At 59.9% G+C, this 25,363-nt stretch carries 30 protein-coding genes and 1 pseudogene; 12 read left to right on the top strand and 19 right to left on the bottom strand.

The features are described from left to right. Positions 1-25 precede the first annotated feature (25 nt). On the bottom strand, positions 26-1,177 hold the full coding sequence (locus tag AAGW23_RS10960; RefSeq protein WP_023082605.1) for an ABC transporter substrate-binding protein: 1,152 nt from the start codon (positions 1,175-1,177) through the stop codon (positions 26-28). Between the two features lie 246 nt (positions 1,178-1,423). Between AAGW23_RS10960 and fabG the strand changes: the two genes are divergently transcribed. Continuing rightward, positions 1,424-2,188, top strand: a complete 765-nt coding sequence (fabG, locus tag AAGW23_RS10955) for a 3-oxoacyl-ACP reductase FabG (protein WP_023082606.1) — start codon at positions 1,424-1,426, stop codon at positions 2,186-2,188. 123 nt (positions 2,189-2,311) lie between these two features. Here fabG and AAGW23_RS10950 read toward each other — a convergent pair whose 3' ends face one another. Continuing rightward, positions 2,312-3,646 (bottom strand): aspartate aminotransferase family protein, encoded by a 1,335-nt coding sequence (locus AAGW23_RS10950; protein ID WP_023082607.1) that lies wholly within the window; start codon positions 3,644-3,646, stop codon positions 2,312-2,314. After that, positions 3,643-4,641 carry a phosphotransferase enzyme family protein gene (locus tag AAGW23_RS10945; protein ID WP_023082608.1) on the bottom strand — a complete coding sequence of 333 codons (999 nt, stop codon included), beginning with the start codon at positions 4,639-4,641 and terminating at the stop codon, positions 3,643-3,645. The genes AAGW23_RS10950 and AAGW23_RS10945 overlap by 4 nt, the downstream gene beginning before the upstream one ends. A 222-nt stretch (positions 4,642-4,863) precedes the next feature. On the opposite strand from AAGW23_RS10945, the gene AAGW23_RS10940 reads away from it, so the two are divergent. Continuing rightward, the gene (locus AAGW23_RS10940; protein ID WP_023082609.1) at positions 4,864-5,625 is read left to right on the top strand and encodes a DeoR/GlpR family DNA-binding transcription regulator; all 762 of its coding nucleotides are present in this window, start codon (positions 4,864-4,866) and stop codon (positions 5,623-5,625) included. 111 nt (positions 5,626-5,736) lie between these two features. Beyond that, on the top strand, positions 5,737-6,639 hold the full coding sequence (locus tag AAGW23_RS10935) for a proline iminopeptidase-family hydrolase (RefSeq protein WP_023082610.1): 903 nt from the start codon (positions 5,737-5,739) through the stop codon (positions 6,637-6,639). 130 nt (positions 6,640-6,769) lie between these two features. Here AAGW23_RS10935 and AAGW23_RS10930 read toward each other — a convergent pair whose 3' ends face one another. The 5 genes from AAGW23_RS10930 to phnC are packed head-to-tail and all read right to left on the bottom strand — an operon-like array spanning position 6,770 to position 11,172. After that, on the bottom strand, positions 6,770-7,636 hold the full coding sequence (locus AAGW23_RS10930) for a LysR family transcriptional regulator (protein WP_023083078.1): 867 nt from the start codon (positions 7,634-7,636) through the stop codon (positions 6,770-6,772). Beyond that, complete coding sequence (ptxD, locus tag AAGW23_RS10925) at positions 7,630-8,640, bottom strand: phosphonate dehydrogenase PtxD (RefSeq protein ID WP_003152798.1); 1,011 nt, start codon at positions 8,638-8,640, stop codon at positions 7,630-7,632. The genes AAGW23_RS10930 and ptxD overlap by 7 nt, the downstream gene beginning before the upstream one ends. An 8-nt stretch (positions 8,641-8,648) precedes the next feature. Next, positions 8,649-9,476 carry a phosphonate ABC transporter, permease protein PhnE gene (phnE, locus tag AAGW23_RS10920; RefSeq protein ID WP_003298907.1) on the bottom strand — a complete coding sequence of 276 codons (828 nt, stop codon included), beginning with the start codon at positions 9,474-9,476 and terminating at the stop codon, positions 8,649-8,651. Between the two features lie 8 nt (positions 9,477-9,484). Next, positions 9,485-10,348 (bottom strand): phosphate/phosphite/phosphonate ABC transporter substrate-binding protein, encoded by an 864-nt coding sequence (gene phnD, locus AAGW23_RS10915; protein ID WP_023083079.1) that lies wholly within the window; start codon positions 10,346-10,348, stop codon positions 9,485-9,487. Continuing rightward, complete coding sequence (gene phnC / locus AAGW23_RS10910; protein ID WP_003117867.1) at positions 10,345-11,172, bottom strand: phosphonate ABC transporter ATP-binding protein; 828 nt, start codon at positions 11,170-11,172, stop codon at positions 10,345-10,347. Before phnC ends, phnD begins: the two co-directional genes overlap by 4 nt. Before the next feature lie 510 nt (positions 11,173-11,682). On the opposite strand from phnC, the gene AAGW23_RS10905 reads away from it, so the two are divergent. Beyond that, positions 11,683-12,150 (top strand): VOC family protein, encoded by a 468-nt coding sequence (locus AAGW23_RS10905; protein WP_319800904.1) that lies wholly within the window; start codon positions 11,683-11,685, stop codon positions 12,148-12,150. A gap of 423 nt (positions 12,151-12,573) precedes the next feature. On the opposite strand, the gene AAGW23_RS10900 is transcribed toward AAGW23_RS10905, so the two are convergent. The 3 genes from AAGW23_RS10900 to AAGW23_RS10890 all read right to left on the bottom strand — a co-directional run bounded on the left by AAGW23_RS10900 (position 12,574) and on the right by AAGW23_RS10890 (position 14,183). Continuing rightward, the gene (locus AAGW23_RS10900) at positions 12,574-12,702 is read right to left on the bottom strand and encodes a hypothetical protein (RefSeq protein WP_255342263.1); all 129 of its coding nucleotides are present in this window, start codon (positions 12,700-12,702) and stop codon (positions 12,574-12,576) included. Positions 12,703-12,770: 68 nt separating this feature from the next. Further along, positions 12,771-13,433 carry a hypothetical protein gene (locus AAGW23_RS10895; RefSeq protein WP_020309260.1) on the bottom strand — a complete coding sequence of 221 codons (663 nt, stop codon included), beginning with the start codon at positions 13,431-13,433 and terminating at the stop codon, positions 12,771-12,773. A 12-nt stretch (positions 13,434-13,445) separates the two neighbouring features. After that, positions 13,446-14,183 carry a HupE/UreJ family protein gene (locus tag AAGW23_RS10890; protein ID WP_342406555.1) on the bottom strand — a complete coding sequence of 246 codons (738 nt, stop codon included), beginning with the start codon at positions 14,181-14,183 and terminating at the stop codon, positions 13,446-13,448. A gap of 458 nt (positions 14,184-14,641) precedes the next feature. Between AAGW23_RS10890 and AAGW23_RS10885 the strand changes: the two are divergent. Then, a pseudogene (locus AAGW23_RS10885) lies at positions 14,642-15,076 on the top strand (recombinase family protein); the annotation flags it as partial. Positions 15,077-15,128: 52 nt separating this feature from the next. Here the strand turns inward: AAGW23_RS10885 and merE are convergent. Genes merE through merT form a run of 6 tightly spaced genes read right to left on the bottom strand, consistent with a single transcriptional unit; the run spans position 15,129 to position 18,276 of the window. Continuing rightward, positions 15,129-15,365: a broad-spectrum mercury transporter MerE gene (merE, locus tag AAGW23_RS10880; RefSeq protein ID WP_001087809.1), complete on the bottom strand. Its 237-nt coding sequence runs from the start codon at positions 15,363-15,365 to the stop codon at positions 15,129-15,131. Further along, positions 15,362-15,727, bottom strand: coding sequence for a mercury resistance co-regulator MerD (gene merD, locus AAGW23_RS10875; RefSeq protein ID WP_003465059.1), 366 nt, complete (start codon positions 15,725-15,727; stop codon positions 15,362-15,364). The genes merE and merD overlap by 4 nt, the downstream gene beginning before the upstream one ends. A 16-nt stretch (positions 15,728-15,743) precedes the next feature. Next, a complete protein-coding gene (gene merA / locus AAGW23_RS10870) occupies positions 15,744-17,390 on the bottom strand; it encodes a mercury(II) reductase (protein WP_000136268.1) in 1,647 nt (548 codons plus the stop codon). Then, positions 17,387-17,632, bottom strand: a complete 246-nt coding sequence (gene merF, locus AAGW23_RS10865; protein WP_023083081.1) for a mercury resistance system transport protein MerF — start codon at positions 17,630-17,632, stop codon at positions 17,387-17,389. Before merF ends, merA begins: the two co-directional genes overlap by 4 nt. Before the next feature lie 2 nt (positions 17,633-17,634). Next, positions 17,635-17,910, bottom strand: coding sequence for a mercury resistance system periplasmic binding protein MerP (gene merP / locus AAGW23_RS10860; RefSeq protein WP_000735441.1), 276 nt, complete (start codon positions 17,908-17,910; stop codon positions 17,635-17,637). A gap of 15 nt (positions 17,911-17,925) precedes the next feature. Then, the gene (merT, locus tag AAGW23_RS10855) at positions 17,926-18,276 is read right to left on the bottom strand and encodes a mercuric ion transporter MerT (protein WP_001294667.1); all 351 of its coding nucleotides are present in this window, start codon (positions 18,274-18,276) and stop codon (positions 17,926-17,928) included. 71 nt (positions 18,277-18,347) lie between these two features. On the opposite strand from merT, the gene merR reads away from it, so the two are divergent. The 7 genes from merR to AAGW23_RS10820 all read left to right on the top strand — a co-directional run bounded on the left by merR (position 18,348) and on the right by AAGW23_RS10820 (position 23,124). Beyond that, the gene (gene merR, locus AAGW23_RS10850; RefSeq protein WP_000429838.1) at positions 18,348-18,782 is read left to right on the top strand and encodes an Hg(II)-responsive transcriptional regulator; all 435 of its coding nucleotides are present in this window, start codon (positions 18,348-18,350) and stop codon (positions 18,780-18,782) included. 93 nt (positions 18,783-18,875) lie between these two features. Next, complete coding sequence (locus tag AAGW23_RS10845; RefSeq protein WP_023083082.1) at positions 18,876-19,118, top strand: hypothetical protein; 243 nt, start codon at positions 18,876-18,878, stop codon at positions 19,116-19,118. Positions 19,119-19,281: 163 nt separating this feature from the next. After that, entirely contained in the window at positions 19,282-19,629 is a 348-nt protein-coding gene (locus AAGW23_RS10840; protein ID WP_044727165.1) for a DUF3703 domain-containing protein, read from the top strand. After that, positions 19,626-20,135: a signal peptidase II gene (lspA, locus tag AAGW23_RS10835; RefSeq protein WP_023083083.1), complete on the top strand. Its 510-nt coding sequence runs from the start codon at positions 19,626-19,628 to the stop codon at positions 20,133-20,135. Before AAGW23_RS10840 ends, lspA begins: the two co-directional genes overlap by 4 nt. Then, positions 20,132-20,878 (top strand): helix-turn-helix transcriptional regulator, encoded by a 747-nt coding sequence (locus AAGW23_RS10830; RefSeq protein WP_023083084.1) that lies wholly within the window; start codon positions 20,132-20,134, stop codon positions 20,876-20,878. The genes lspA and AAGW23_RS10830 overlap by 4 nt, the downstream gene beginning before the upstream one ends. Positions 20,879-20,946: 68 nt before the next feature. Continuing rightward, positions 20,947-21,855 (top strand): sterol desaturase family protein, encoded by a 909-nt coding sequence (locus AAGW23_RS10825; protein WP_023083085.1) that lies wholly within the window; start codon positions 20,947-20,949, stop codon positions 21,853-21,855. 21 nt (positions 21,856-21,876) lie between these two features. Further along, positions 21,877-23,124, top strand: a complete 1,248-nt coding sequence (locus AAGW23_RS10820; RefSeq protein WP_023083086.1) for a cytochrome P450 — start codon at positions 21,877-21,879, stop codon at positions 23,122-23,124. Positions 23,125-23,281: 157 nt separating this feature from the next. On the opposite strand, the gene AAGW23_RS10815 is transcribed toward AAGW23_RS10820, so the two are convergent. Together AAGW23_RS10815 and AAGW23_RS10810 are read right to left on the bottom strand one after the other, a co-directional pair. Beyond that, the gene (locus tag AAGW23_RS10815; protein WP_017246245.1) at positions 23,282-23,866 is read right to left on the bottom strand and encodes a protein-disulfide reductase DsbD domain-containing protein; all 585 of its coding nucleotides are present in this window, start codon (positions 23,864-23,866) and stop codon (positions 23,282-23,284) included. Between the two features lie 17 nt (positions 23,867-23,883). Continuing rightward, the gene (locus AAGW23_RS10810; RefSeq protein WP_017246246.1) at positions 23,884-25,074 is read right to left on the bottom strand and encodes a protein-disulfide reductase DsbD family protein; all 1,191 of its coding nucleotides are present in this window, start codon (positions 25,072-25,074) and stop codon (positions 23,884-23,886) included. Positions 25,075-25,363: the final 289 nt, after the last annotated feature.

Below are 25,363 nucleotides of genomic sequence, written 5' to 3'. Positions count from 1 at the left end.
TGATGCCTGCCCTGACCGAACCATATCAACGCATCCGCTTTGCCGCGGAGATCATTTCCAGAGCCTGGTCGAACTCCGGCACGATGTCGTAGGCCACGCAGCGCTCCATTTCCTCCCCCAGGCTGTCCCACTGGATAGCGGCGAGCTCGTCCTTGGTGAACAGCTTGAAGCACTCTGGATTGCCCATCTGGCTGACCGGGTTGAAGGTGCCCTCGGCGAAAGCCACGCGATGGGCGATCTCCGGCTCCTGCACGTACTTGAGGAAGTCGTTGGCCAGCGGAGAGAGGTTGGGGTTGTTCACCAGCGAGGTGATCTCCACCCAGGACACGCCCCCCTTGCCATCCACCGGACCGCGCAGAGGGGTGATGCCGCGGATTTCCGGGAAGCCGTCGGCCCGCGCCGGCGAGCAGCTGTAGGTGCCGCCGGTCATGTACAAGTCGATTTCGCCGGAGATCATTGCCTGATTGAGGCTGGAAGCGTCGCCGATCATCTTCGCGCCCTTGAATACCGCATTGGCGGTTTCCTGGAACTTCGCCATCTGCGCCGGCGTGTGCTCGATGAAGGGGTTGATCCCGGCCACCAGGAATATGTCGAAGACGTTCCAGTCATCCGACTCCTGGATGCCGTACTTGCCGCTCAGGGCCTTATCGTTGAACAGGTCCCAGCCGGTGTCCTCGGCCGTCGCGCGGCTGATCCGGTCGGTATTGACCACGTAGTTGAACGGACCGAAACGCTGTGCCATACCCAGCAGCTCGTTGCCGTCGGCGCTCATCGCCCACTGATACGGCGGCTTGAACTGGGGCAGCATGTCCTCGAAATAGGGCTCGAACTCGGCCCGCGGCAGCGGCTTGATCAGGCCCTCGGGCAACATCACCTTGCGCGCCCAGGGGTTGTTCACGTTGATCAGGTCCCAGACGTTGGTCTCGCCGGCGCGCAGCCGGTTGATCATGGTCGGGTCGTTGGTCAGGGACTCGGCGCGCACATTGGCACCGGTCGAACGGCGGAACGGATCGAGCACCTGTGCCGAGTTGTAACCCTCCCAGCAAAGGATGTTCAGCTCCTTCTCCCGCGCAGCAAAGGCGCTGGAGCTCATCAGCAACGAGCCGCCACCGAGGGCTGCCGCACCGGCGCCCATCCCCATCAGCTTCAACAGTTCCCTTCTCGATACGCCCTTCATGATTCGTCCTCGCCTGTCTTGAAGTGAAAGAAACGAGGGCGAGTAAAAACCAGATACGAGGCGAGTTCAACATTTTTTTTGGCAAGCACCAACATGATGCGAGGCGCCCCAAAATGGGAGGCTCAGCGCCCTCCCGCTGGGCTAACCTCGGCTGTATAACCCATTTTTAGAAGGTGAATGCCTGGTCCGCATATTGCAAATTGGACCACAGGAGGCGTTGCAGGCCGTCCTTAACAGGAGATAGAAATGTTTGAATCACTACAAAAAAAGACGGTAATCGTCACGGGCGCTAGCCGGGGCATCGGCCGCGGCATCGCCCGTCGCTTCGGCGAGGCCGGGCTGAATGTGCTGGTGGTGTCACGCTCGCTGGGCGACGCCCGCAAGGTGGCCGAGGAAATTGGCCCGCAGGCCTCGGGCTTCGCCGCTGACGTCAGCCAGCAGGCCGACTGCCAGGCGATGGTCGATACGGCCGTCGAGCGCTACGGATCGGTGGACGTGCTGGCCGCCAACGCCGGGATCTTCCCCTCGGCCCGCATTGCCGAGATGACGGTAGAGGATTTCGACCATGTGATCCACACCAACCTGCGCAGCGCCTTTCTCTGCACCCGCGCGGTCACACCGGTGATGGAAAAGCAGGGCTTCGGCAGGATCATCCTCACCTCCTCGATCACCGGACCGATCACCGGCTTCCCAGGCTGGTCCCACTACGGCGCCAGCAAGGCCGGCCAGCTGGGCTTCATGCGCACCGCGGCGATCGAACTGGCCCGCGCCGGCATCACCGTCAACGCGGTGATGCCGGGCAACATCGCCACCGAGGGGCTGGAAGGCATGGGCGAGGAATACGCTGCAAAAATGGCCGCCTCGATCCCCTCCGGCCGGCTGGGCAAGGTCGAGGACATCGCCAACGCCGTGCTCTTTTTCGCCAGCCGCGAGGCCGGATTTATCACCGGGCAGACCATTGTCGTCGACGGCGGCCAAGTCCTGCCGGAATCCTCCGAGGCGCTGGGGTGAAACGAGGCAGTTGAAACTGAAAACGGCGGACCCGGTCCGCCTTTTTCATGCCCTGGACTCCACAGTCGGAGCCGGATTCCGGTTCACGGCCAAGACCGTCCCCCAGGAGCCCGCTGGCCCGGGTCACCCCTGGCGCAGCACCTCCTGCAGGGTGGTCAGGAACTGATCGGCATTGGCCTCGCTGAAGCATAGCGCCGGGCGGATCTTCAGTACGTTGCCATAGGCGCCGGCGGCACCGATCAACACGCCCCGCTCCTTCATCGCATTGATGACGAACCCCGCCAGGGCGGCATCCGGCGTGGCGTTTTTGCTGACGAACTCCAGGCCGATGAACAGCCCGGCCCCACGCACGTCGCCAATCCGCGCATCGCTCAGCCCCATCTGCTTCAGGCCGTCGCGCAAGTAGCGGCCGACCCTGTCGGCATTGGCGATAAGCCCCTCCCGTTCCAGGGTGTCCAGCACCGCCTGGCCGGCCGCCGCCGCCACCGGGTTGCCGGCGAACGTGTTGAAGTAGCCTGTCTCGGCGCAAAAGCCGTCGAGCAGCTCCGGCCGGGTCACCACGCCGCCCATGGGAAAGCCGTTTCCCATGGGCTTGCCGAGGGTCACCACATCCGGATCGACGCCGTGGCGCTGGAAGCACCAGTGCCCCTGGCCGGTCCGGCCGAAGCCCGGCTGCACCTCGTCGGCGATGAACAGCCCGCCGGCGCGATGCACCGCCTCCACCGCCTTGACCAGAAAGCCCGGTGGATCGGCAAACACGCCATCGCTGGAAAAGATGGTGTCGACCACCAATCCGGCAAAGCGGATGTCATTGCGCTGGAGGTCGGCAATGGCCTGCTCCAGATGCGAAGCGAATACCTCGCCAACTTTCTCCCCCGGCGCCAGGCGGAAGCTGTCTGGTGCCGGAATAGTGCGGATATGTGGCGGCAGCTCGCGCCCCTTGCGGTAAGACGAGGGGGAAATTTCCATCACCGCGCTAGTGTTGCCGTGGTAGGCCGTCTCGGTCACCACGAAACCGCTGCCGCCTGTCGCAGAGCGGGCGATGCGCATGGCGATGTCGTTGGCCTCGCTGCCGGTGCAGGTCAGCAGCAGGTTCGATAGCGACGGGGGAAAGGTACCGAGCAGGGTTTCGGCGTAGTCCGTCAGGTTCTCGTAGAGATAGCGCGTGTTGGTATTCAGCCGGGCGGCCTGCTCGCTGATGGCCTCCACCACCGCCGGATGGCAATGCCCGAGCACCGGGACATTGTTGTAAACATCCAGATAGGGCCTGCCCGCGGTGTCGTACATGAACACCCCCTCGGCTCGGGCGATCTCCAAAGGCTGCTCGTAGAACAGCACCGAGGAGGCGCCAAAACAGCGCCGGCGCTTCTCAACCAGCGTACCCAGCCGGCCGCCCAGCGCGCTGGCGCGGCCAGCGTCGAAGCGGTTTAGGGCAAGGATTTGTTTGGGTTCGGTCATGGGATGTCCCCGCTGTGGGTGTCAAGATAGCGTTGAGCCAGGGCCACCGTGCCCCGGGTGTAGTCCTCGCCCATGGACTGCGCGGTAGGCGTTTCCGCATGGCTGGCGACCCAGGCGGTCAGCTGCATGCGGCGCAACATGAGAAACATCGGAATGGCTCGCTCGTCCTCCTCGGAGAGCGGCGCCACGCTGCGATAGCCTTCGAGCCAGGCAGCGAGAAACTCGCCCACCCGCGGGTCTTCCTCGAGAAAGCTGAGGCAGGCGGCAAAGTCGTAAACAAACCAGCTAAAGCCACAGTCGTCGAAATCGATCACCGTGAGCCGCTCACCATCCACCAGCAGGTTGGCCAGGCGCATGTCGCAGTGCACCAGCCCAAACCGCTCCGGCGCCATGCCGTAAGCTTCAGTCTGCCCGCGCAACAGCGCCTGGGTGCGCTCGAGTACCTCGCGCCCTTCCGCGGTCAGTCCCAACGCATTGCGCCAATCGCCCCAGTACGCCTGTTCGCCAATGATGGTGTCGAAGTTCCAGACCTTGCGCGTAAAGCCTTGGGGCTGAGGCCAGCACAGGCTGTGCTGGTGCAGGCGCGCATTGGTCTGGCCGAGGACCCGGTACCAGCTGATCAGCTGCGAGCCTGGCTCCGGCTCACTGCCCGGCACCCACTCGAAGGCCGTTACATGACGAAGGGTCTGGCCATCGACGAAACAGCTCAGGGCCCGTCCATCAACCGTGGCTACCGGCGCCGATGTGCTGACCAGCCCCGATTCCCGCAGCGCCCGGATCCAAGCCAATTCCGATTCGATTTCGGCGAGACTGTGGTACTCCGGGCGCTGCACCCGCAGTACCAGTCGCCGACCGGCCACATCCTCGGCAAGGTAGGTGGCATTCTCGGAAATGGTCAGAAGCTTCAGCGCAGCGTCCGGCGCCATCTCCCATTCAGGAAGCAGGACGCGCAGCCCGGCCTCCAGTCTTTCGAGAAAATCCGATTGATAAAGCATTGTCGCCCCTCTTGGAGTGATGCGAGAAGTACAACATTTTGCAGAGATAACCACAAATTTATTTTAGTGTTTACCACATTAAAATGTCGCACTACCTTCAATTAATCCAGCCTTTTAGGAGTTAGCGTGGTCTGCGCCAAAAGACTGCATTACCATGTCCGCTTCACCATTTTGTGGCATTCACCACATCCCGGCCGATGTCGACAAGGAACCAAGCGCGTAATGTCCAGAGCCAAGACCGCCCGCCAGGCTGAGATTCTCGCCGAGCTCAACAACACCCCCAGCCTGCGCATCGCCGACCTGGCTAGGCTGCATGGCGTATCCAGTGAAACCATACGCCGAGACCTCGACGAGCTAACCCGTAGCGGCCACCTGAACCGTACCTATGGCGGCGCGGTGCGGGCCATCACCAGTGAGCCCTCGGTCACTGAACGTCACCGACTGTTCGGCCCCGAGCGCGAACGGATCGCCCGGGTGGCGGTGGAGCTGATGAAGGACGCGCGCATTCTGATGATCGGCTCCGGTTCAACCACCTTGCATGTGGCTCGCCGCATCGCGACGGCGATGAAGGACATCACCGTGATCACCCATTCCTTCGGGGTTGCCACGGTACTGTCGATCAACCCGACCATTCGGGTCATCGTTGTGCCGGGGGACTATCACGCAACCGAAGGCGCCATGGTCGGCGCCCACACGGTGGCCTTTCTCAACGGCCTGACTGCCGATTTCGCCGTCCTCGGCGCCAGCGGCCTGTCCGCCGAAGGTCCGACCGACGCGCTGATCGACTGCGGGGTGGTCTACAGCACCATGCTGCAGCGCTCGGGTAGCACGCTGGTGGTGGCCGATCATTCGAAGTTCGACGCGACCTTCCCGGCTCGTTATGCCAGCTGGCAGCAGGTGGATCACCTGGTCACCGACGAGCAGCCGACCGGCAAGCTCGCCAGCGCCCTGAGCCAGCACAAAGTCATTGTGCGACGCGAGTAGCCGCCAGGGCGTGGAAGCGGGCGCGAAACTTGCTTTGCTCCCTTCGCAGGCCGCTCGAGCCCCCGCCCGGGGAAGTGCCCGATGAGTCGCGGCCTCCGTACGGAGACGACCATGCTGGAAAAATTCGAGATACCAGAACTGCAACCTGACTTGGTACAGCGGGTTCAGGTGGATGGCCACGAGGTGGCGGCCTACAGCTACGGCAGTGGCGACGAGGTCCTGCTGTGCCTCAACGGCGGGCCTGGCCTGCCCTGCGACTACCTGCGCGACGCCCACGCCTGGCTGAAGGACCGAGGCCTGCGCATCGTCGCCTTCGATCAGCTCGGCACCGGCAAGGCGGACCGCCCGGAAGACCCAGCGCTGTGGACCATAGCCCGCTACGTAGAGGAAGTGGAAACCGTACGCAAGGCCCTCGGCCTCGGCCGGGTGCACCTGCTCGGGCATTCATGGGGTGGCTGGCTCTCCATCGAATACAGCATCCATTACCCGCAGGCGGTGAAGACGCTGATTCTGGAGAACACCGTTGCGGACATTCCGCACCTGTCCCAAGAGCTCGGCCGGCTGCGCGCGGCACTTGGCAGCGAAACCGTGGCGATGATGCAGCGCCACGAAGCGAAGGGGACCACCGATCACCCCGAGTACCAAGCCGCGGTCACCCTGCTGAACTACCGTCACGTGTGCCGCCTCGAGGAATGGCCGGCCCCGGTGAAGCGTTCGCTGGACGACTGGAACATGGGCCCCTACCAAACCATGCAGGGACCGAACGAGTTCCTTTACATCGGCAACCTGCGCGACTGGAACCGACTAAAGGAAATGGGCGAGTTCCGCATGCCTATCCTCATCACTACCGGCCAGCACGACGAACTCACCCCCGCCTGCGCCCTGCGCATGAAACTGGCCGCGCCCCATGCGGAAGTGCATGTATTCCCCAATAGCAGTCATATGCCATTTTATGAAGAGCCGGCGGCTTATTTTCCAGCCTTGCTCTCATTTCTGAGGCGTCATTTTAGTTGAGCACTAGCCTTAAGGCGAAGACTGAAGGCGCTGCTGAGCCGCCAGTTCAACGAGGCCCCGCCCGGCCGCTCCAAGGAATTCGCCACAAGCGGCCAGTCGTAACAGGCTGAAATCGACCCGGAGCTGCCGGTCACGACAGGCAACAATCGGCCAATAAGTGCCGCACAAATCCCGGCGGGTGCAGATTTCCGGGCGGTTTGCGCCAGATCAGTTGGAGACGCTTTTCAAGCCCCGGGATGGGAAGAGCTACCAGCGCGCCACTGCGAACTTCGTCTTGTACTGCGGAAGCCATCACCAACGACACGCCGAGTCCCGCCCTGACTGCTTGTTTGACTGCCTCGGTGCTGCCTAGCTGCATACCGCTGCGAGGCACGCCCAGCTCGCCAAAGTATTCGGTCAGAAGCCGTCCGGTACCGCTACCCGGTTCACCTCCCAGCATCGGCAGGTCCACCAGACGATCGCGTTCTATGCACCCTGCTTCAGCCAGCGGATGGTCGGGGCTGACGATAAGTACCAGCGGCTCGACCCGCCAGAGGCGGTGTTCGAAGTCGGGGTGAGGTAGCCACCATTCCATGATCGCGGCGTCGAGCTGGCCCGCCAGTAGCTGGTCGGCCACATCCGGGTTGGCGGCGATGCGCAGATCCACCTCGCCCCTCTCATTTGCGGTCGTCAGATAGCTGCGCACGAATGGCTGGAGAAGGTAGGTGCCGATGTTGGAGCTGGCCCCGACGCGCTCACTATTTCCATGCAGGGCTTCTAGCGCCCGGGCGTGCATGTCGAGCAAGGCGGTCGCATGCGGCATGAAGGCCAGCGCACGTGTGGTAGGCTGGCAGCCGCTACGACTGCGCTGCACCAGCGTTACGCCGACCTGCTCTTCAAGCTTCTGCAAGTGCTGCGACACCGTCGGCTGGGCCAGCCCCAACGCCCTCGCCGCGCTCTGAAAACTGCCTGTTTGAACGATCGCTACCAGGCTCTTCAGCCAGACCGGATTCAACATGCGGCAGGCTCGGCCTGGGGCAGACGGTTCGCAGCGTTGATTGGGCGCGCACCTGCCAACGCCTGGATGATGCTCTGCGCTGCACAACGTTCAATCTCCAGGCGCACCGCGCGCACTGCCGACCCTATGTGCGGAGTGAAGAGCGTATTCGGATGCGCGAGCAGCGCAGGATCGATCAGCCGCGGCCGGTCCGCGCGAGCCCAGTCTTCCATTTCGAATACATCCGCCGCATACCCGCCGAGCTGGCCTCGCTCAAGCGCCGCGAGCACGGCGGCTTCATCCACTACCGAACCACGACAGGGGTTTACAAGCAGAGCGCCCGGCCGTACGAGGGCAAGCAGCTCGGCGTTGACCAGATGCTCAGTATCGGCATTCAAGGGAAGCGCCAGCAGGATGAAGTCCGAGCTGGCGAAGAGTTCGCTGCACGCCACCTGGCGCAGGCCGAGCCGTTGCTCGGTTTGTGTATCCAGAGCCTTCGCCTCGTGGTACTGCAGGGTCGCGCCCCATCCCTGCAAGCGCTCAGCCATGGCCTGTCCGATGGCGCCCATGCCAAGGATGCCGACCGTCGCGTTATCCAGCCCCGTGCCGTAGAACTGTGGTTGCCAGCCCTGGAACTCGCCAGAGCGGACGAACGCATCTGCTGCGCGCAGATGCCGCCCCAGCCCCACCGCCAGTCCGATCGCCAGCTCGGCAGTCGGGACCGTCAACAGATCAGGCACGAAGGTCAACCAGACCCCGCGGGCAGTACAGGCGTCCACATCGAAATTGTCGAAGCCCTTGAGCGCGCAGCCGACCACACGCAGCTCGGGGCAGGCTTGGAGAAATTCTGCATCGACCCGATCGGGCATGAACGCCATCATCGCCTGAGCATCGCGGCAGCGGCGCAGAATTTCCTCGCGCGTCAGCGTGCTGTCGCTCTGGTTGGTCATCAGCTCGCAATGTGGCGCCAGCAGTTGCAGGATCTCATCGTGTACTCGGTGAGTTATAACGAGTTTCGGCAGCATGGTTTGTCCTATTTGAAACGTTTGCGCAGCACGCCACTGAAGGCGTCTACTAGCGTGACCATGGCCAGGATGACCAGCAGGATTGCTGCAACCTCCTGGTACTGCATGATGCGCAGCGAGCCCATGAGTTCGAAGCCGATACCGCCGGCGCCAACCATGCCCATCACGGTGGAGGCGCGAAAGTTGTATTCCCAGCGGTAGATCGCCACGTCGGCGAACTGTGGAGTCACCTGTGGCAAAACCGCGTGCAGCAGCACTTGCATCGGCGTAGCCCCCGCCGCCCGAGCGGCTTCCACCGGCGCTTCGTCGACGTGCTCGATGGCCTCGGCGAAGAACTTGCCGACCATGCCGATCGAATGCAGACCCAGGGCAAGCACGCCCGGCAAGGCGCCGAACCCTACGGCTGCAACGAAGATGATGCCCATGATCAGCTCCGGCACCGACCGCAGGGCATTGAGCAGCACCCGGGCAACACCGAACACAAGGGGGTGCGGCGCCGTATTGCGCGCTGCAACGAAGGCCACCACCAGCGAGAACACCACTGCGATGGCCGTGCCGGCGATGCTCATCGCCAGCGTGTCGATCAACGGGCGAATCCAGCTTCGATAGCCCGAAAAGTCTGGCGGCATGGCCTCGCCTGCCAGGGTCGCGATGGAGGGCAGCCCGTTCAGCAGCGTGGTGGCATCGAGCAGCCCCACGTACCAGCAGGCCAACAGCACCACTCCGAGTACAATTGCCACCTGCCCCAGCTGGCGCCACCAACCGAGGCCGAAGCCTCGAAGGATGTGCTCGCGTTGCTCTGCAGGCAGCGCCTGCACGTCATGATGAGTAGACATATCGGTGCTCACATCGTGGCGAAGTCGAGGCCGAGCAGCGATCCCATGTTGCGAATCACATCGTAGTCGGCGTCGGTGATTGGCGCGAAGGCCTCGGCTTTGAAGTTGCGCAGCACTTCGGGATCGTCGATACCGACGAATACATCCCGCACCTTGGTTTTCAGCTCGGGGCTCAGGTTCGAGCGCATCGCCCAGGGGTATTGGGGATATTCGCCGCTGTAACCAAGTACTTTCACCTTGCTCGGATCGATTAGGCCACGTTCGGCTACTTGATTGAAAATTACCTCCGACAGCCCACCCGCATCGGCGTTTCCGTTCGCCACGTTGACGGCAACGGCGTCATGCGTGCCCACAAAATGTTGTTCGTAGTCCTGCCCACCCGTCAGCTCGGCCGTCTCAAGAAGCACGGTTTTGGGAATCAGATGGCTGGACGTCGATGCCCGGTCACCATAGGCCATCTTCTTGCCCTTAAGGTCGGCATACTCATTCGCGCCTGACGCCACATTGGCGATAATCACTGAGCGATAGGTCGGCTTGCCGTCGATGACCATGGCAGCGAAGGGCTCGATGTCGCTTTTGCTTTTGGCCATGACGTAGGACAGCGGACCGAAATACGCCAGGTCGATACGGCCAAAGCGCATCGCCTCAATCATCGAGGAATAGTCGGTGGTTACGATCAGCTGCACCTTCTTGTCCAGATGCTCTTCCAGATAATCCTTCAGCGGCTGGTTTCGCTTGATCAACTCCGAGGCGTTTTCGTCCGGCAGCAGCGCAACCTTTAGCACATCCGGATCGGCATCGGCCGCTACGGCGGACAGACTTGAAACAGCGGACAGCAAACAGGTCAATAAGAGAGCGGATAAGCGTTTCATCGGGACATCTCCAGTGAAGGTGCGAGCATGACAGGGGTTTCAGCCGGAGCAGTTGCTGGCTGAGTCGTAGAGCGGCCTGCATAGATGCGCTCAAGCTGCGCATCGGTGAGTTCCGAGGGCGCGGCATCGAAAACGATCTGAGAATCGGCCAGCCCGACGACGCGATCGGCGAAGCGGCGGGCATATTCGAGTTGATGCAGCGAAACGATGGCGGTGATGCCGTCTTCCTTGCAGATGTCGCGCAGCAGTCCGAGAACACGGACCGAAGTGGCCGGGTCGAGACTGGCTACCGGCTCATCGGCAAGAATGATCGCGGGCTGTTGCGCTAGCGCACGCGCGATGCCTACCCGCTGCTGCTGGCCACCGGACAGTTTGTCCACCCGGCTTAGCGCCTTGTCTGCCAGACCGACCCGAGCGAGGCAACTGAGCGCAATCTCCTGATCGGCACGCGGCAGAGGAAACAGCGAGCGGAGCGTGTTGTGAAAGGCCAGCCGACCGGTAAGCACATTAGCCAGTGCGCTTTGACGTTCGATTAGCTGGTGGTGCTGAAAGATCATGGCGGTACGCCGACGATGCTGACGCAAGGCCGAGCCGCTGCCGAGCTCACCGAGCTCGCTGGTGACACTGCCGCGAGTGGGCGTGACGAGTCGATTGAGGCTACGGAGCAAGGTCGACTTGCCTGCGCCCGAGAGACCAAGCAGCACGGTGAACTCACCACGCCGAAATGCAATCGAGGTATCGCGTAGGGCTGTCACGCCGCCTGGGTAGACGACGCTCAACCGGTCGACCCGCAGCACGGCGTCCTGTATCGGATGGGGCGTCATTTGATCACCTTTCGCAATATTGCTGGCCGCACAATTGCGGTTCGCGATGCAAAGGGTAGAAATTCCTTGTTAACGCACTGCTTCTAAATGATGACATTTCGATGAATGCTTCGAATCTGCCGTAGCGGGGCGGCAAGCGAAGCCGTGGAAGAACGGGCGCAACGTAGCGTCTTTCTTCACGCGGGATACAGGAGGCTTTGATTGATACTGCTGCGGATTCGCTACAGTAACGTTGGGCCAGAACGTAATGCCATCCAAGCAAGAGAGCGCACACTAGCGGACTATAGGAGACATTCTACTCTTGCCCGTCGATTGACCCAGGCCGTTATGTGGCTGGTCGAAACCTTCAGGTGCCGCCCAACTAGATGTCTGTTGTCGCGCCCAGCTTAATGCTAGCGCAAGCCGCTTATTCTTCTAGCAACGCCGCGCTAGTCTTGAATGATGTTTCCTCAGTAGACTGATCATGCGCGGTATCTGCTTCGATGCCTTGAAGAGAACGCCTTCGGCTAAATGTCATATGACCAGCGCTTTTTACACTTCGGTTATTACTCCTTTTTTCAGCGAGATTGGGAGGGAAGGATGATTGCATATACAATGGTCGGAACGACCGATCTGAACCGTTCAGCGCGTTTCTACGAACCTATATTCTCAGCAATGGGGTTGGAAATTTCGTGGAGGGACGAGCGATCGGTTGCTTGGGGAGTTCCGGGCAACCGGACCCCCACCTTTCACGCTTGTCTTCCTTATAACCAAGAGGAAGCATGCCCCGGCAATGGAACCATGACGGCGTTACTCACGGAGAGCCCAGCGCTAATAGGGCGACTCTTTGAACTCGCGCTTGAGAACGGAGGTACTGACGAAGGCTCTCCTGGCCCCAGACCTGAGTACGGAACGGGATTCTACGCAGCCTATGTTCGTGATCCTGACGGCAACAAGTTGGCCTTTGTCTATTTCGACGATAACCAGTGTGGCGGTTAGCGTTACCACTAAGTCTTGGTCGCCTCTATATAGATGAATCATTTATATGAACAAGCGACCAAACAAACATGTATTAGCTACTCAAGATAGCAATCCGATATATCCTGCACTTAGTGACCAAATCGTCTTAGCTCCTTTTGACCCCTTCGGCGATATTCGCTGGCATGCCCCGGCTGGCGTCACCCCGGTAAATCTCATGCCGTTTCTGGTTCGGGGTCGACTCGGAACGCTTCGTTAGCTGAACGATGCCACTTGATACGCTACCGGCCAGTACGAGGAGTTACAGTACTAGACGACCGCTTTCGGCCAAAAGCAGCCACTTAACAGATCTTAGATATGATGTGGCCGGCGCCTAAAACTTACCAATTGTTACGTGCAAGCGATTAGCGAGTCATTGCACGTAACAAGACAACTTTCCGCCTCTTAGTCGTGAGAATGACCGTGACTTTCGACTTCAGCTTGCGTCTCCGGCTCGCTGCCGCCACATGCCGACAGCAGACCTAGTAAACAAACCAGCAGCAGGGAGCGGCTCAGCGTAATTGAATTCGTCATGATGTATTCCTTCAATATCGATCAGGGATGTAAAAGCCCCGGCGCCCATGACGCTGGGGCTATTTCTCTTAGATAACGCGTTTGACGCTCAGGTACTCACCCTTGGTCTTGAGCGTAATCGTCACGTCACGGTTGCTACGGTTTCGCCAGAACCAGCCGTGGGTGCCGTCGAAAATGGCAGTGAATTCGCCTTTATCACCTTTGACCTGCTTGGCCTTGCTGTAGCTGTGGTAATAGCCCTTCGGGCCGTTATAGGGCTCGCCATGGGTGTCGTGATTGACCGGAACGCCATCGGTTGCCCACTCGTAGCTGACCGTGGCCTTGTCCAGCATCTCCAGCTTAATTTCACTGGCCTCGCCCGGCTTCAGCGTGACAGTCACTTCATCGGACTTCAGGGCGGGCTGCGGCTCTGCAACCGGCTCAGCCACAGTTGCTGCCGCAACTTGCTCCTGAGGCGCCACCTGACTAGACGCGGGGGCTTGTACGACCGGGGCCGCTGCTGGCGGGACAGCTGCATCCGCAGCCGCTTCTTCGGCGAGAATTTCTTTCATTTCACCCATCTGAGTCAGGCCAAGTACACGGCCGACGCCCGTGGGGTCGATGGCATATTCAGAAGGCATCACTACGGTGACCAGTAACGCTGCGGCAACACCCACGGCGATCACAGTGGAGCGCAGCAGCTGGCGGCTGGTTGGCAATTCACACTGGGTTGGAAGCTTGGTATTGAACATGCTGAGAATTCCTTACTGAGAGACGATCAGGCCGGTGAGCTGGTAACCCATCAAGAGGAAACCGGCGCTCATCATGGCGACGTTAGCGGTGTAGGCATGGCGCCAGAAGCTGGCGGTTCGTCGCCAGTAGCCCATGACGATCAAAATGGCGCTCAGCGCCAGTAGCTGGCCAATTTCGACTCCGGCGTTGAAGGCGATTAGGTTGGCGACCAGGCCATCCGCGGAGATCTCGTACTCCTGGATTTTGGTTGCCAGGCCGAAGCCATGCAGCAAACCGAAAATCAACGTGGCCGCTTTGGTGTTCGGCTGGTGGCCGAACCAGCGCTGGAAGGCGCCCAGGTTATCCAGCGCCTTGTACACCACCGAAAAACCGATGATGGCGTCGATCACATAGGAACTGATGGTGATTTCCGCCAATACACCGAGCAGCAGCGTCACCGTGTGGCCCACGGCGAACAGGGTGACGTAGAGCCCGACGTCCTTCAGGCGGTAGAGAAAGAAGATCACCCCGAACAGAAACAGCAGATGGTCGTACCCGGTGAACATGTGCTTGGCGCCCATATAAATGAACGGCAGCACCATCACCCCGGAGCTTTCCTGGATAAAGCCCTTGTCGCCCTCGGCAACAGCGTGGGCCAGCGCGTCAGGCATGCCGAGAAATAGCAATGCGGTGAACAAGAGCAGCAGTATTAGCGAGCGGTTTGGGCGCGCGGAAAATGCGCCCATACCGCACATGGATAGCGAATGCATGGTTGAGTCCTACGTGACAGTGGATTGGCCGCATAGCGGCCGGTGTCAGAGCGCAAATCTTGGGCGTGGTGGCCGCTCGATCAGGAAGATCGGACTGGGAGGGATGGCGTAGCGCGTGGCTTCTATCGGCTGCGGACGCTCTGGCAGCGTACTGACGGTGAGAAGCGTACTCAGGTATGGCGTTTCGTGCACGTGGTCGGCGGTAAGCGTGGAGTGGTAGTGATCCGCGCATCTGGCACAGACCGAAATACCCGTGCTTTGGGAATGAGCATGAGCATGGTCCCCGCCGTTCCACCCACCTTGGCTCACCCCAGGGCCAAGTGCGGCGCTATGCCCGGCCCATGCCATTAGCATGACGAGGGCAAGGACAAACGTTAACTGAGCGCTGACCGGTTTACTGAGCATGATGTGTCTTCGATTGCAGATTCGGCTGGCCGCCCGACGACAACGGCCGGTTTACACTGGTCGTGTGGAAACTGGATCGGCTCGGACGCGACCTGCGACATCTCATCAACACCGTGCACGACCTGACTGGGCGCGGCATCGGCTTGAAGGTATTAACCGGGCACGGCGCGGCCATCGACACCACGACCGCCGCCGGCAAGCTGGTCTTTGGCATCTTCGCCGCCCTGGCCGAGTTCGAGCGCGAGTTGATCGCGGAGCGCACGATTGCCGGCCTAGCCTCGGCCCGCGCGCGCGGGCGGAAAGGCGGCCGGCCGTTCAAGATGACCGCCGCCAAGCTGCGGCTGGCGATGGCGGCAATGGGTCAGCCAGAGACCAAGGTCGGCGACCTGTGCCAGGAACTTGGCGTCACGCGGCAGACCCTGTATCGGCATGTTTCACCCAAGGGTGAGCTACGTCCAGATGGCGAGAAGCTACTCAGCCGAATTTGATGCCGGCATGAGGCAACGTAGCGACAGCGTGGTTTGTCTCAATGGGAAGCGCTCATGATCGATCTTTGAAGGCCCGCAGCAGTCGTGTCACAGACAGGACGAACAAACCGGTCAGCGTGAGGGCTGCGATACCCCAGTACTCTCCGATGAACGCGCCGGCCGTCGTGCCGGCCAGCACAATGGCGAGAATCGGCAAATGGCAGGGACAGGTGAGCACGGCCAGCGCGCCCCACAGGTAGCCGGTGATCGGTTTGTGCGTCTCGGACGGCAAGCGCTCGGGGCTGTTCATGGCAGACTCTCCGCGTGCTGTGCCGGCTCGGTCGGCATGGTGGCCAACTGCACCTCCAGATCGGCCAACGCTTCGCGCCGACGCTCGACGAACTGGCGCAGAACGGCAAGCTGCGCGGCCGCTTCATCGCCGTCCGCAGCATCCAGCGCCCGGCACAGCCGCGCCAGCGCGTCCAGGCCGATGCCCGCCTCGAAGGCCGCCCGCACGAAGCACAGCCGTTGCAAGGCGGCATCATCGAACAGGCCATAGCCGCCCGGGGTGCACGCCACCGGACGCAGCAATCCGCGCAGCAGGTAGTCGCGCACGATATGCACGCTCACCCCGGCATCAAGGGCCAGCCGGGACACGGTGTAGGCGCTCATTGAAAACCTCCTTTTTTTATCCAGCGCAGCAGGAAAGCTGCTTCACGTCCTTGTTGAAGGTCTGCGCCGCAAGCTTCAACCCCTCGACCATTGTCAGGTAGGGGAACAACTGGTCGGCCAGTTCCTGCACCGTCATGCGGTTGCGGATGGCGAGCACCGCCGTCTGGATCAGTTCGCCCGCTTCCGGGGCCACCGCCTGCACGCCGATGAGCCGTCCGCTACCTTCCTCGATGACCAGCTTGATGAAGCCGCGTGTGTCGAAGTTGGCAAGCGCTCGCGGAACGTTGTCGAGTGTCAGCGTGCGACTGTCGGTCTCGATGCCATCGTGGTGCGCTTCCGCCTCGCTGTAGCCCACGGTGGCGACTTGCGGGTCGGTGAACACCACTGCCGGCATCGCGGTCAGATTGAGGGCTGCGTCGCCGCCGGTCATGTTGATCGCGGCACGGGTGCCGGCGGCCGCTGCCACGTAGACGAACTGCGGCTGGTCGGTGCAGTCGCCGGCCGCGTAGATGTTCGGGTTGCTCGTGCGCATGCCTTGGTCGATAACGATGGCCCCTTGCGCATTGACAGTGACCCCCGCCGCGTCCAGCGCGAGGCTGCGCGTATTCGGTGCCCGACCGGTGGCAACCAGCAACTTGTCAGCGCGCAATTCACCGTGTCCGGTGGTCAGCACGAATTCGCCGTTCACATGGGCGACCTGGCTGGCTTGCGTGTGCTCCAGCACCTCGATGCCCTCGGCGCGGAAAGCGGCTGTCACGGCCTCGCCGATGGCCGGGTCTTCCCGGAAGAACAAGGTGCTGCGTGCCAGGATCGTGACCTGGCTGCCGAGCCGGGCAAAGGCTTGCGCCAGTTCCAACGCCACCACCGACGAACCGATCACGGCCAGGCGTGCGGGAATGGTGTCGCTGACAAGCGCTTCGGTGGAAGTCCAGTAGGGTGACTCTTTCAGGCCCGGAATCGGCGGCACGGCCGGACTGGCACCGGTGGCGACCAGGCAGCGGTCGAACGTTACCTCGCGCTCGCCACCCTCGTTCAAACGGACGACCAGGCTCTGGTCGTCCTTGAAACGCGCTTCACCGTGCAAAACGGTGATGGCTGGATTGCCGTCCAGGATGCCTTCGTATTTGGCGTGCCGCAGTTCATCGACACGGGCCTGCTGCTGGGCCAGCAGTTTGCTGCGGTCAATCGCAGGCACAGTTGCCGCAATACCGCCGTCGAACGGACTTTCCCGGCGCAGATGGGCAATATGGGCAGCGCGGATCATGATCTTGGACGGCACACAGCCGATATTGACGCAGGTGCCGCCGATGGTGCCGCGTTCGATCAGCGTGACCGTCGCGCCTTGCTCGACGGCCTTCAGCGCCGCCGCCATCGCGGCCCCGCCGCTGCCAATGATGGCGATATGCAAACCGGCGCCCTCAAGTGCATCACGGATTTTTGGTTCATCTTTGAAATCACCAACCCGGATCGAGCCTTGATAACCCAATGCGGCGATGGCGGCCAGCAGTTGGTTGTGGCTCACGGCGGTGTCTGCCATGACTTGCGCGCGGCTTTCTGGATAGGACACCACAGCGGCATTCACGCCGGGAATCTTTTCCAAAGCATCTTTGACATGGGTGGCGCAGGATGTGCAGGTCATGCCATTCACGGTGATTTCGGTCATTTTTTTACTCCATTGAATTTCGGGGTGCAGCAGGCATCGGCTTGGCGTTTTCGTTGGATGGCGTAGATGGTCAAGCCGATGAAAATCGCCAGCGCAGGCAGCAGCACATAGTCCAGATAGCCGGTCAGCGCGGACAAGCTGACCACACCGAGCAAAATGACCAGAACAGGGGTGAAGCAACACAGCGCCACGAGGGTTGTGCCAATGATGCTGACCCGCAGCAGTGTCTTCGGGTCTTTCATGATCAGTTCTTGACTGATGATGGGTAGCCCGCATCCTCGGTAGCCTTGGTCAGTTTCTGCACGCTGGTCTTGGCATCATCGAAGGTGACCACCGCTTCGCGCGTCTCGAAGGTCACGTCAACTTTACTGACGCCATCGACCTTGGAAATCGCCTTCTTGACAGTGATCGGACAGGCCGAGCAGGTCATGCCCGGTACGGACAGCGTAACGGTCTGGGTGGCGGCCCACACGGGGGCAACAACGGCAGCGAGGGCAAGGGCGGAAAGCAGCTTTTTCATGGTGAACTCCTGTGATCAATAGAAAAATGGCACGACGTAGGGAAATCCGAGCGCGACCAAAACCAGCACGGCCACGCCCCAGAAAATGAGCTTGTAAGTAGCTCGCACTTGGGGAATCGCGCAAACCTCACCCGGTTTGCAGGCGGCTGACGGCCGGTAGATGCGCCGCCAGGCGAAGAACAACGCCACCAGCGCCACGCCGATAAAGATGGGGCGATAGGGTTCCAACACCGTCAAGTTGCCGATCCAAGCGCCGCTGAACCCCAAGGCGATCAGAACCAGCGGCCCGAGGCAGCAAGCCGAGGCGAGGATGGCGGCCAGCCCGCCAGTGAAGAGCGCGCCGCGCCCGTTTTGAGGTTCAGACATACGTTTGTCCTTTCGAATCTGAATTGGATAGCTTAAGCTTACTTCCGTAGTTATGTACGGAGTCAAGCGATATGGAAAACAATTTGGAGAACCTGACCATTGGCGTTTTCGCCAGGACGGCCGGGGTCAATGTGGAGACCATCCGGTTCTATCAGCGCAAGGGCTTGCTCCCGGAACCGGACAAGCCTTACGGCAGCATTCGCCGCTATGGCGAGACGGATGTAACGCGGGTGCGCTTCGTGAAATCAGCCCAGCGGTTGGGCTTCAGCCTGGATGAGATCGCCGAGCTGCTGCGGCTGGAGGATGGCACCCATTGCGAGGAAGCCAGCAGCCTGGCCGAGCACAAGCTCAAGGACGTGCGCGAGAGGATGGCTGACCTGGCGCGCATGGAGGCCGTGCTGTCTGATTTGGTGTGCGCCTGCCATGCGCGGAAGGGGAACGTTTCCTGCCCGCTGATTGCGTCACTGCAAGGGAAGAAAGAACCGCGCAGTGCGGACGCGGTGTAGCCCGAGGGAACTACGCCTTAGCGTGCTTTATTTTCCGTTTTCTGAGGCGACTCCAACGTCAGAAAAGACCGTGCGGTCGACTTTTGATATTTCGTGCTGTCGCCTTCTGAAAGTGACAAACGGGCCAAGGAGAACATCGAGCGCTACTGCCTGGAACCCTACGGCATGAAACGGCTGGAGTCGGGCCACTACGAGTTGGCCATTTCGTATCGAAGCGACGACGAGCTGGACAAGACCGTGCACGACCTGCTGACCGAGATCAGCCAGGAAGCCGACATGCGCAACTGCTTCATCGAGGCGGATGCCTGGGAAGAAGGCACCGAGCGCAGGTGGTAGGGCTTACGTTGGTTTTTGGTTCCATTGCTCCCCAAACCCCACAAACCTCTTTCGTAATCCGGCATAAAGTCATTTTTGCGTCGTCTTGAATCGCCCATAGCGCTTGACCCTATAGCAGCTATAGGGTGTTCACTCGGGCATCTACTGCGTAAGTGAGATCCAGATGAATACCGCTCTCAGCATTGCCATTGATGAGGCCTTCTTCCAGGCTAGGAAAGCACTTAATGAAGAGGCGCCAACCGAGGCTTTCTCCTGGCTGGAGCGAGCCCACATATTGAGCCAGCGAATGCCTATTCTTCATGCTCAGAGCCATTGGCTGATGCTGAGGGCCGGCTGGCAGTTGCGCGACTTACGAAAGGTGCTCAGCCAAGTACCGCGAATCATGGCGGCCCTGCTGTTCTCGAAGATCTGGGTGCCGCTCGGAAACAGCGGGCGCGCCAGGGTCAGTGCTTTTGCGCCGATGCCTATTTCACCGGAGCTGCAGCGACTTCTTCAAGGAGAAATGCAATGAGGTCGTCTCCTAGATCACCTCTTGTTGCTCCTGGGTTCTGGTGGATGCTATCGCTAGCCATTGCCTCGGCCGACCTAGCGTTGAAAAGCGCAATTACGGGTTCGCTCCCGGTCGGCACCGTGATTCCTCTCACCCCGTTCTTCAACCTGGTTCACTTCTGGAATACCGGTGCAGCGTTCAGCTTCCTGGCTGACGCGGGTGGTTGGCAGCGTTACTTCTTCATTGTCATAGCTTTGGTCGTTTCGATCGTGCTGGCTCTGATATTGCGTAAACGCAGAGCCAAAAGCGAAGCCCTAGGCTATAGCCTTATCTTGGGCGGGGCAGTTGGGAATCTGATTGATCGCGCATTTCGAGGCCATGTAATCGACTACCTGGATTTTTACTGGCTGTCCTGGCATTGGCCTGCGTTTAACCTGGCGGATATTGCTATCGTCGGTGGCGCCGCCATGTTGATCCTGAGCAGTTTGCTAAGCCCAAATGCGGAAGCCGGCCGAGTCAACGAATGAAAGGCTCGCTCTCAACGGATACCGTACGCTGGGCAGGCCAGGCCTGGATAGGGCCCGGCATCGGCATCTTTCATGGCCGTGCCGGCCACCAGGAGTGGCACCACCATCAGGCGCATCAGATTTCAGTGGGCCTCGATTCACCTGTATCGGTTGAAACCCCGTTGGGCATTCAAACAGGGGCTGCCATCTTCATCGCCGCGGGCCTGAAACACCGGATCAGTGCTGGTCGAGTGCTGTCGATCTATCTGGATGCACTATCCGATGAAGCCCCAACTATGCGGGGTACCGAAGAAGCAAGGGTAGTCGTGATCGCCCCGGCGGACGTAGTAGCGATTATCGATATGCTGCGCGAGACAGGACATACCGCTCTCCAGGTTAGGACGGGGGTGCGCCAGGCACTGCGGCTACCCGATCCACCGATTCCAGATCCTCGCTTGACAAAGGTGATTGAAGCGCTGCATAGAGGCCAAATGAGGCGCGAAGAAATGGCCGCGTTGGTGCATTTATCCCCTACACGGTTTTCCCATTGGTTCGTGGAACAGACAGGCTTGCCGCTGCGCAGCTATGCGAAATGGTTACGTCTCACACAAGCCCTACAGCACCTAGCCAAAGGGGGTCTACTCACTGAAGCGGCCCATGAGGCGGGCTTTTCTGACTCGGCACATTTCTCCCGGACATTCCGGGCACTGCTGGGCATCGATCCTTCCTCCGCCCTGGCTGAAGTCGATCTTCAGGGGTCGTAGCTCTTTCGTTCAAGCCGAAAGCGGACCTTCCCACATACAGTCATGGCTCCCTACTCAGGAGCTGAGCGATGTCTATTCCCTTGCGATTCGCCATACGGTGGCTGAGCTATCCACTTGTGTTTGGCGGCTGTGCCTCCTTCATGATTTGGGCGCTGTATGCAGGTATACCGTATTGGCCCACCACACCCATAGTCGCCGCGGCGGGGCTGCTACTCATTGCTGGCTTGGAGCGCATCCAGCCTTTTCGGCGAGCCTGGCTGGAAGATCATCAGGACACCCTGACGGATCTGCTGCACATGCTGGTGAACCTGTCTGTCATTCAATTTACTGCAGAATTTCTGGCTAAGTTAGGCGATGCGGTACCGGCTTCGGTTCGGCTCTTTCCGATCGAGAGCCCATTGTGGCTGCAATTGCTACTAGTCGCCGCCGTGCTCGACTTGAGCCTGTATGTGATGCACCGCATCAGCCACCGGGTGCATTGGCTGTGGCGCTTTCACATGATCCATCACAGCGCTGAGCGGCTCTACTGGATGAACGGAGAACGTCGACATCCTCTGCATGCGGCGTTGATGGCCGGGCCGGGGCTGGTGGTTTTGCTCATATCTGGAGCTCCGTCTGCCGTAGTCGCAACGTGGTTTGGGATCCTAACCGTCCATCTGGCCTTTCAGCATTCGAACCTGGACTACAGCGTGGGTTGGCTGCGGCATGTGCTAGGGGTTGCTGAGGTCCATCGTTGGCACCATAAGCGCGACTTCGAAGACGCTCAGGTCAACTTCGGTGAGTTTTCAACTGTGTGGGATCAGATGTTTGGAACCTTCTACGACAGCGCCGGGAAGCTGGGCGAGGCTGAGGTTGGATTGCATGAAAAGGACTACCCCAGAAATTATTTCGGGCAATTTATTGATCCTGTTCATCCAACATCTGCTTACCCGGCCGGTCACAATTCTTCAGAGCAGGATGAAATCCGCAACACGTAGCTAGAACGGGTGGAGTCAGCAATGCCAAACATACCGCGTGACACCGGATTGGACAGTACTTGGGCCTTTTTGCGAGATCCCTACCGATTTATCTCCACGCGCAGTAAGTTTCATCAATCGCCTGTGTTTCAAACTCGCTTGATATTACAGAAAACTCTGTGCCTAACAGGTGCCGAAGCTGCTCGCTTGATTTGCGACCCTGACCGATTCGTTCGCCAGAACGCTGCGCCCAAGCGACTGCAAAAAACCTTATTCGGACAAGACGGTGTCCAAGGTTTGGACGGTGATGCGCATCGTCACCGAAAGGCCCTCTTCATGGGAGTGCTCACACCCGCGAACGTGCAGGAACTAGCAGAGTTGAGCGAGGTTCGTTGGAGGGAGTATGCGCGAACTTGGCGTCCCGGTGAGTCAATCGTCCTCTACGAGATTGCTCGCGAAATTCTATGCCGCACCGTATGCGACTGGGCCGGTGCTCCAATCGCTGAAAGAGATGTTCAACAATGGACTCAAGATCTTGCAGCTCTCTATGAGCACGCCGGCGCGATCGGTCTGCAGCACTGGCAGGCACGGAAGGCACGTCGCCGATTGGAGCAATGGGCGGCAGAGCTCGTCGAGTCCACTCGCGCCGCTCCCCCTACACCCGAGCAATCGCCTCTCGAACGCATCGCCCATTACAAGGACCAGCACGGACAGCCGTTGGATCTACATACCGCATCAGTGGAACTACTAAATCTGCTGCGGCCGACGGTAGCCGTCTCTGTATTCATAACCTTTGCAGCGCTAGCGCTGCACAAGCACCCGTTCTGTCTGAGAAACCTGCAGTCGGGAGATGAAAGAGATATAGGTTGCTTTGTGCAGGAAGTGCGGCGTTTCTACCCCTTCTTCCCAGCGATCAGCGCTCGCGTGAAAGAAGATTTTCTATGGGAAGGATTTGCCTTTGGCAGGGGCACCTTAGTCCTGCTGGACTTATACGGAACCAATCACGATTCCCAGCTCTGGGAGGAGGCAGATCGTTTCAAGCCTGAGCGCTTTCGATCCAACTCTCCGTCGCCATACTGCTTCATCCCACAAGGACCAGGCGACCCGCATGTTAACCATCGCTGTCCAGGTGAAGGCGTCGCCGTCGCATTGATGAGCGTTGCTGTTCGCTTCCTGGCTCGCTCGCTCCAATATGAGGTTCCCGAACAGGATCTATCAATCACCTGGGACCGATTGCCGGCACTGCCCCGAAGCCACTTCGTCATGCGGAATGCGCGAATCACAATGTAAGTTTGGTGTTTAACGAAGCGAGTCTCGCCCATCTCAAGATATGAACGGTGGGGCATGGCGTTGAGCTGCCCAGCGCAACCACGGCAATCGGGGAATACTCAGAATAAGCTGTTCACAGTCATTCCCCAATTGAGTCATTTCCGAGGGCCGTTCTGACTTATTGTCGCTTGGTATCGTCCAGATTCAGCGCAACGGGCAGGTCAGTCGGTGCCAGACAAATGCCCTCGTCACTGCAGGCCTGCACCCGTACAATCATTTCGAGCCTGCCTACCTTTTCCAGCACGGCGGTCTGTTTTTCGTCGGGCCGCAGCCGAATACTTGCACCGTCGTCATACACCTCTAGGGCGGTGTCACTCAGCACAATGTCACTGACCCGGCCGCGCGGGTACTGCGTCGGGATTATAAGCGCCTGGCCGTTGACTGAAGAGCTGACGACGGTGGGAATCAGGAATTCCATGGAGGCCGGATTTGCATTCACATGCCAGCCCGGTTGAATGTTCAGTGTTAAAACGAAATCACCCGTCTTTCCCGCCATTGCTGCGGCGCCTCCCGCAACAGTGAGGCGGACCTTATCAGCGGAATTTGCCAACCCTGCTCGGGTCGGCACCGGGACTTCAAGACCGGCACGTTCAGTCTGGGCAGCGTCGAGGTTGTTTCCGTTGGTGTCGATCAACATGAACGCAGCGATCGCGATCGCAAAAACCACTACTCCAGCTAGCAATCCTTTTTGTCGAATCACCATGATTGGGTCTCCAGTATCTAAGGTTGTGGGTTTCCGGTGCGATTGATAGCTTCGACCAAGCTGTCGGTGTCAAAAAGCCCCGTGAAACGGGCGATAACGGTGTCGTCACGGTCAACAACCACTGCGAAGGGTAAGGCCTGCCCGCCGGTCGCAGTTAATAGCGCATCTTTTTCTGGGTTGCTCGCTGTCACGTCAACTTGTATGGGCACCATCTTGGTGCGCCGCACGGCTTCGGCCACAGCGGCCTCCTGGTAGACCGTGCGCTCAAGTATCTTGCAGTTGATGCACCAGTCGGCGGTGAACTCCAGCAAATAGGGTGTGCCCTGGGCTTTTGTCTCCGTCAGTAGTTTTGCGGAGTAGGGTTGCCAGACGAGTTCGTCTTCGCTGTTGCCCAGCGGGGATGCGAATTCCACAGTCATCGCAAGGGCAAGGCCTGCCGCCGTTGTGGTGATCACACGCACGGTACCATTACCCTGGACGAAACGGCGGGCACCCCAGGCCAGCACCAGGGCCAGCCAAGACCACCATAGCCAGGTATAAACCGCTTTGGGCACCAGGCTCGCGCTGAAAAAGACGGCTGCGGCCAGCAAGACCAACGCGAGCACTTCTCTAATGACCAGGGTCCAGGGCCCCGCCTTGGGCAACCGGCTCAGCCAATCGGGTTTGAGCATCAATGCTGCGTAGGGCAGCGACAACCCCAGCCCGATACTGCCGAATATCCCCATACTTACCGGCGTCGGCTGGGTAACGGCAAAGGCTAGGACTCCACCAAGGAAAGGACCGGCGCAGGGTGCGGCCAAAACCGCACTCAATAACCCAGATACGAATGCTTCAAAGTAGCGCCGGCCATGGACCGAGGCGGCGAACGCCGGGATCGGGATGGGCAAATCCAGCCAGGTGACCACCGCAAACCCGACCATCAAGGCAACAAGGACACCAACGAACACCGCAGACTGAAACAAAGTGCCCCAGCTCCACTGCAGAAGTGCGGTCAGTCCGCCCAACGTCAGGAAAAACGCGAGCGTTCCTGCGGTGAACGCCAATGCCGCCAGCACGCGGTGCGATCGTTGGCTGCCCGCCTCTCGTAAGATGGTCCGGACCTTAATGGGAATTGCAGGCAAAACGCAGGGCGTCAGGTTGAGCAGCAAACCTGCCACTATCGCCATTAAGAGCTGGCCGGCGATGAGTAAAGAGGGAATTTGATCCATCACTCAGCTATTCCCAGCCCCTTCCCACCCTTCCTGGCCGGAACGTCCGGTCTGACCCCGCCATTGGCTGCTTGCATACTTAAACAGCAGATTTTTTGAGTGCTCATATCTCTTCTCCATATAGACCCCGTCCTTTGAGTTATTGGCAAACGTCAGCTATCGGTAACGATTATCGCATCGGCTTCAGGCATCGCGAAGAGCTGAGATGACATTAAGGAGACGCTGAACAATTAGCCAATTCTCACCGTCCCCCTTTTTCAACCCGGTTTTTTCAACCTACCGGCCTTAT

This window comes from Stutzerimonas chloritidismutans (assembly GCF_038562055.1).
Lineage (GTDB): Bacteria > Pseudomonadota > Gammaproteobacteria > Pseudomonadales > Pseudomonadaceae > Stutzerimonas > Stutzerimonas chloritidismutans_A.
The sequence above is the reverse complement of the archived record's forward strand: the minus strand, read 5'-3'. Positions and strand labels throughout refer to the sequence as shown.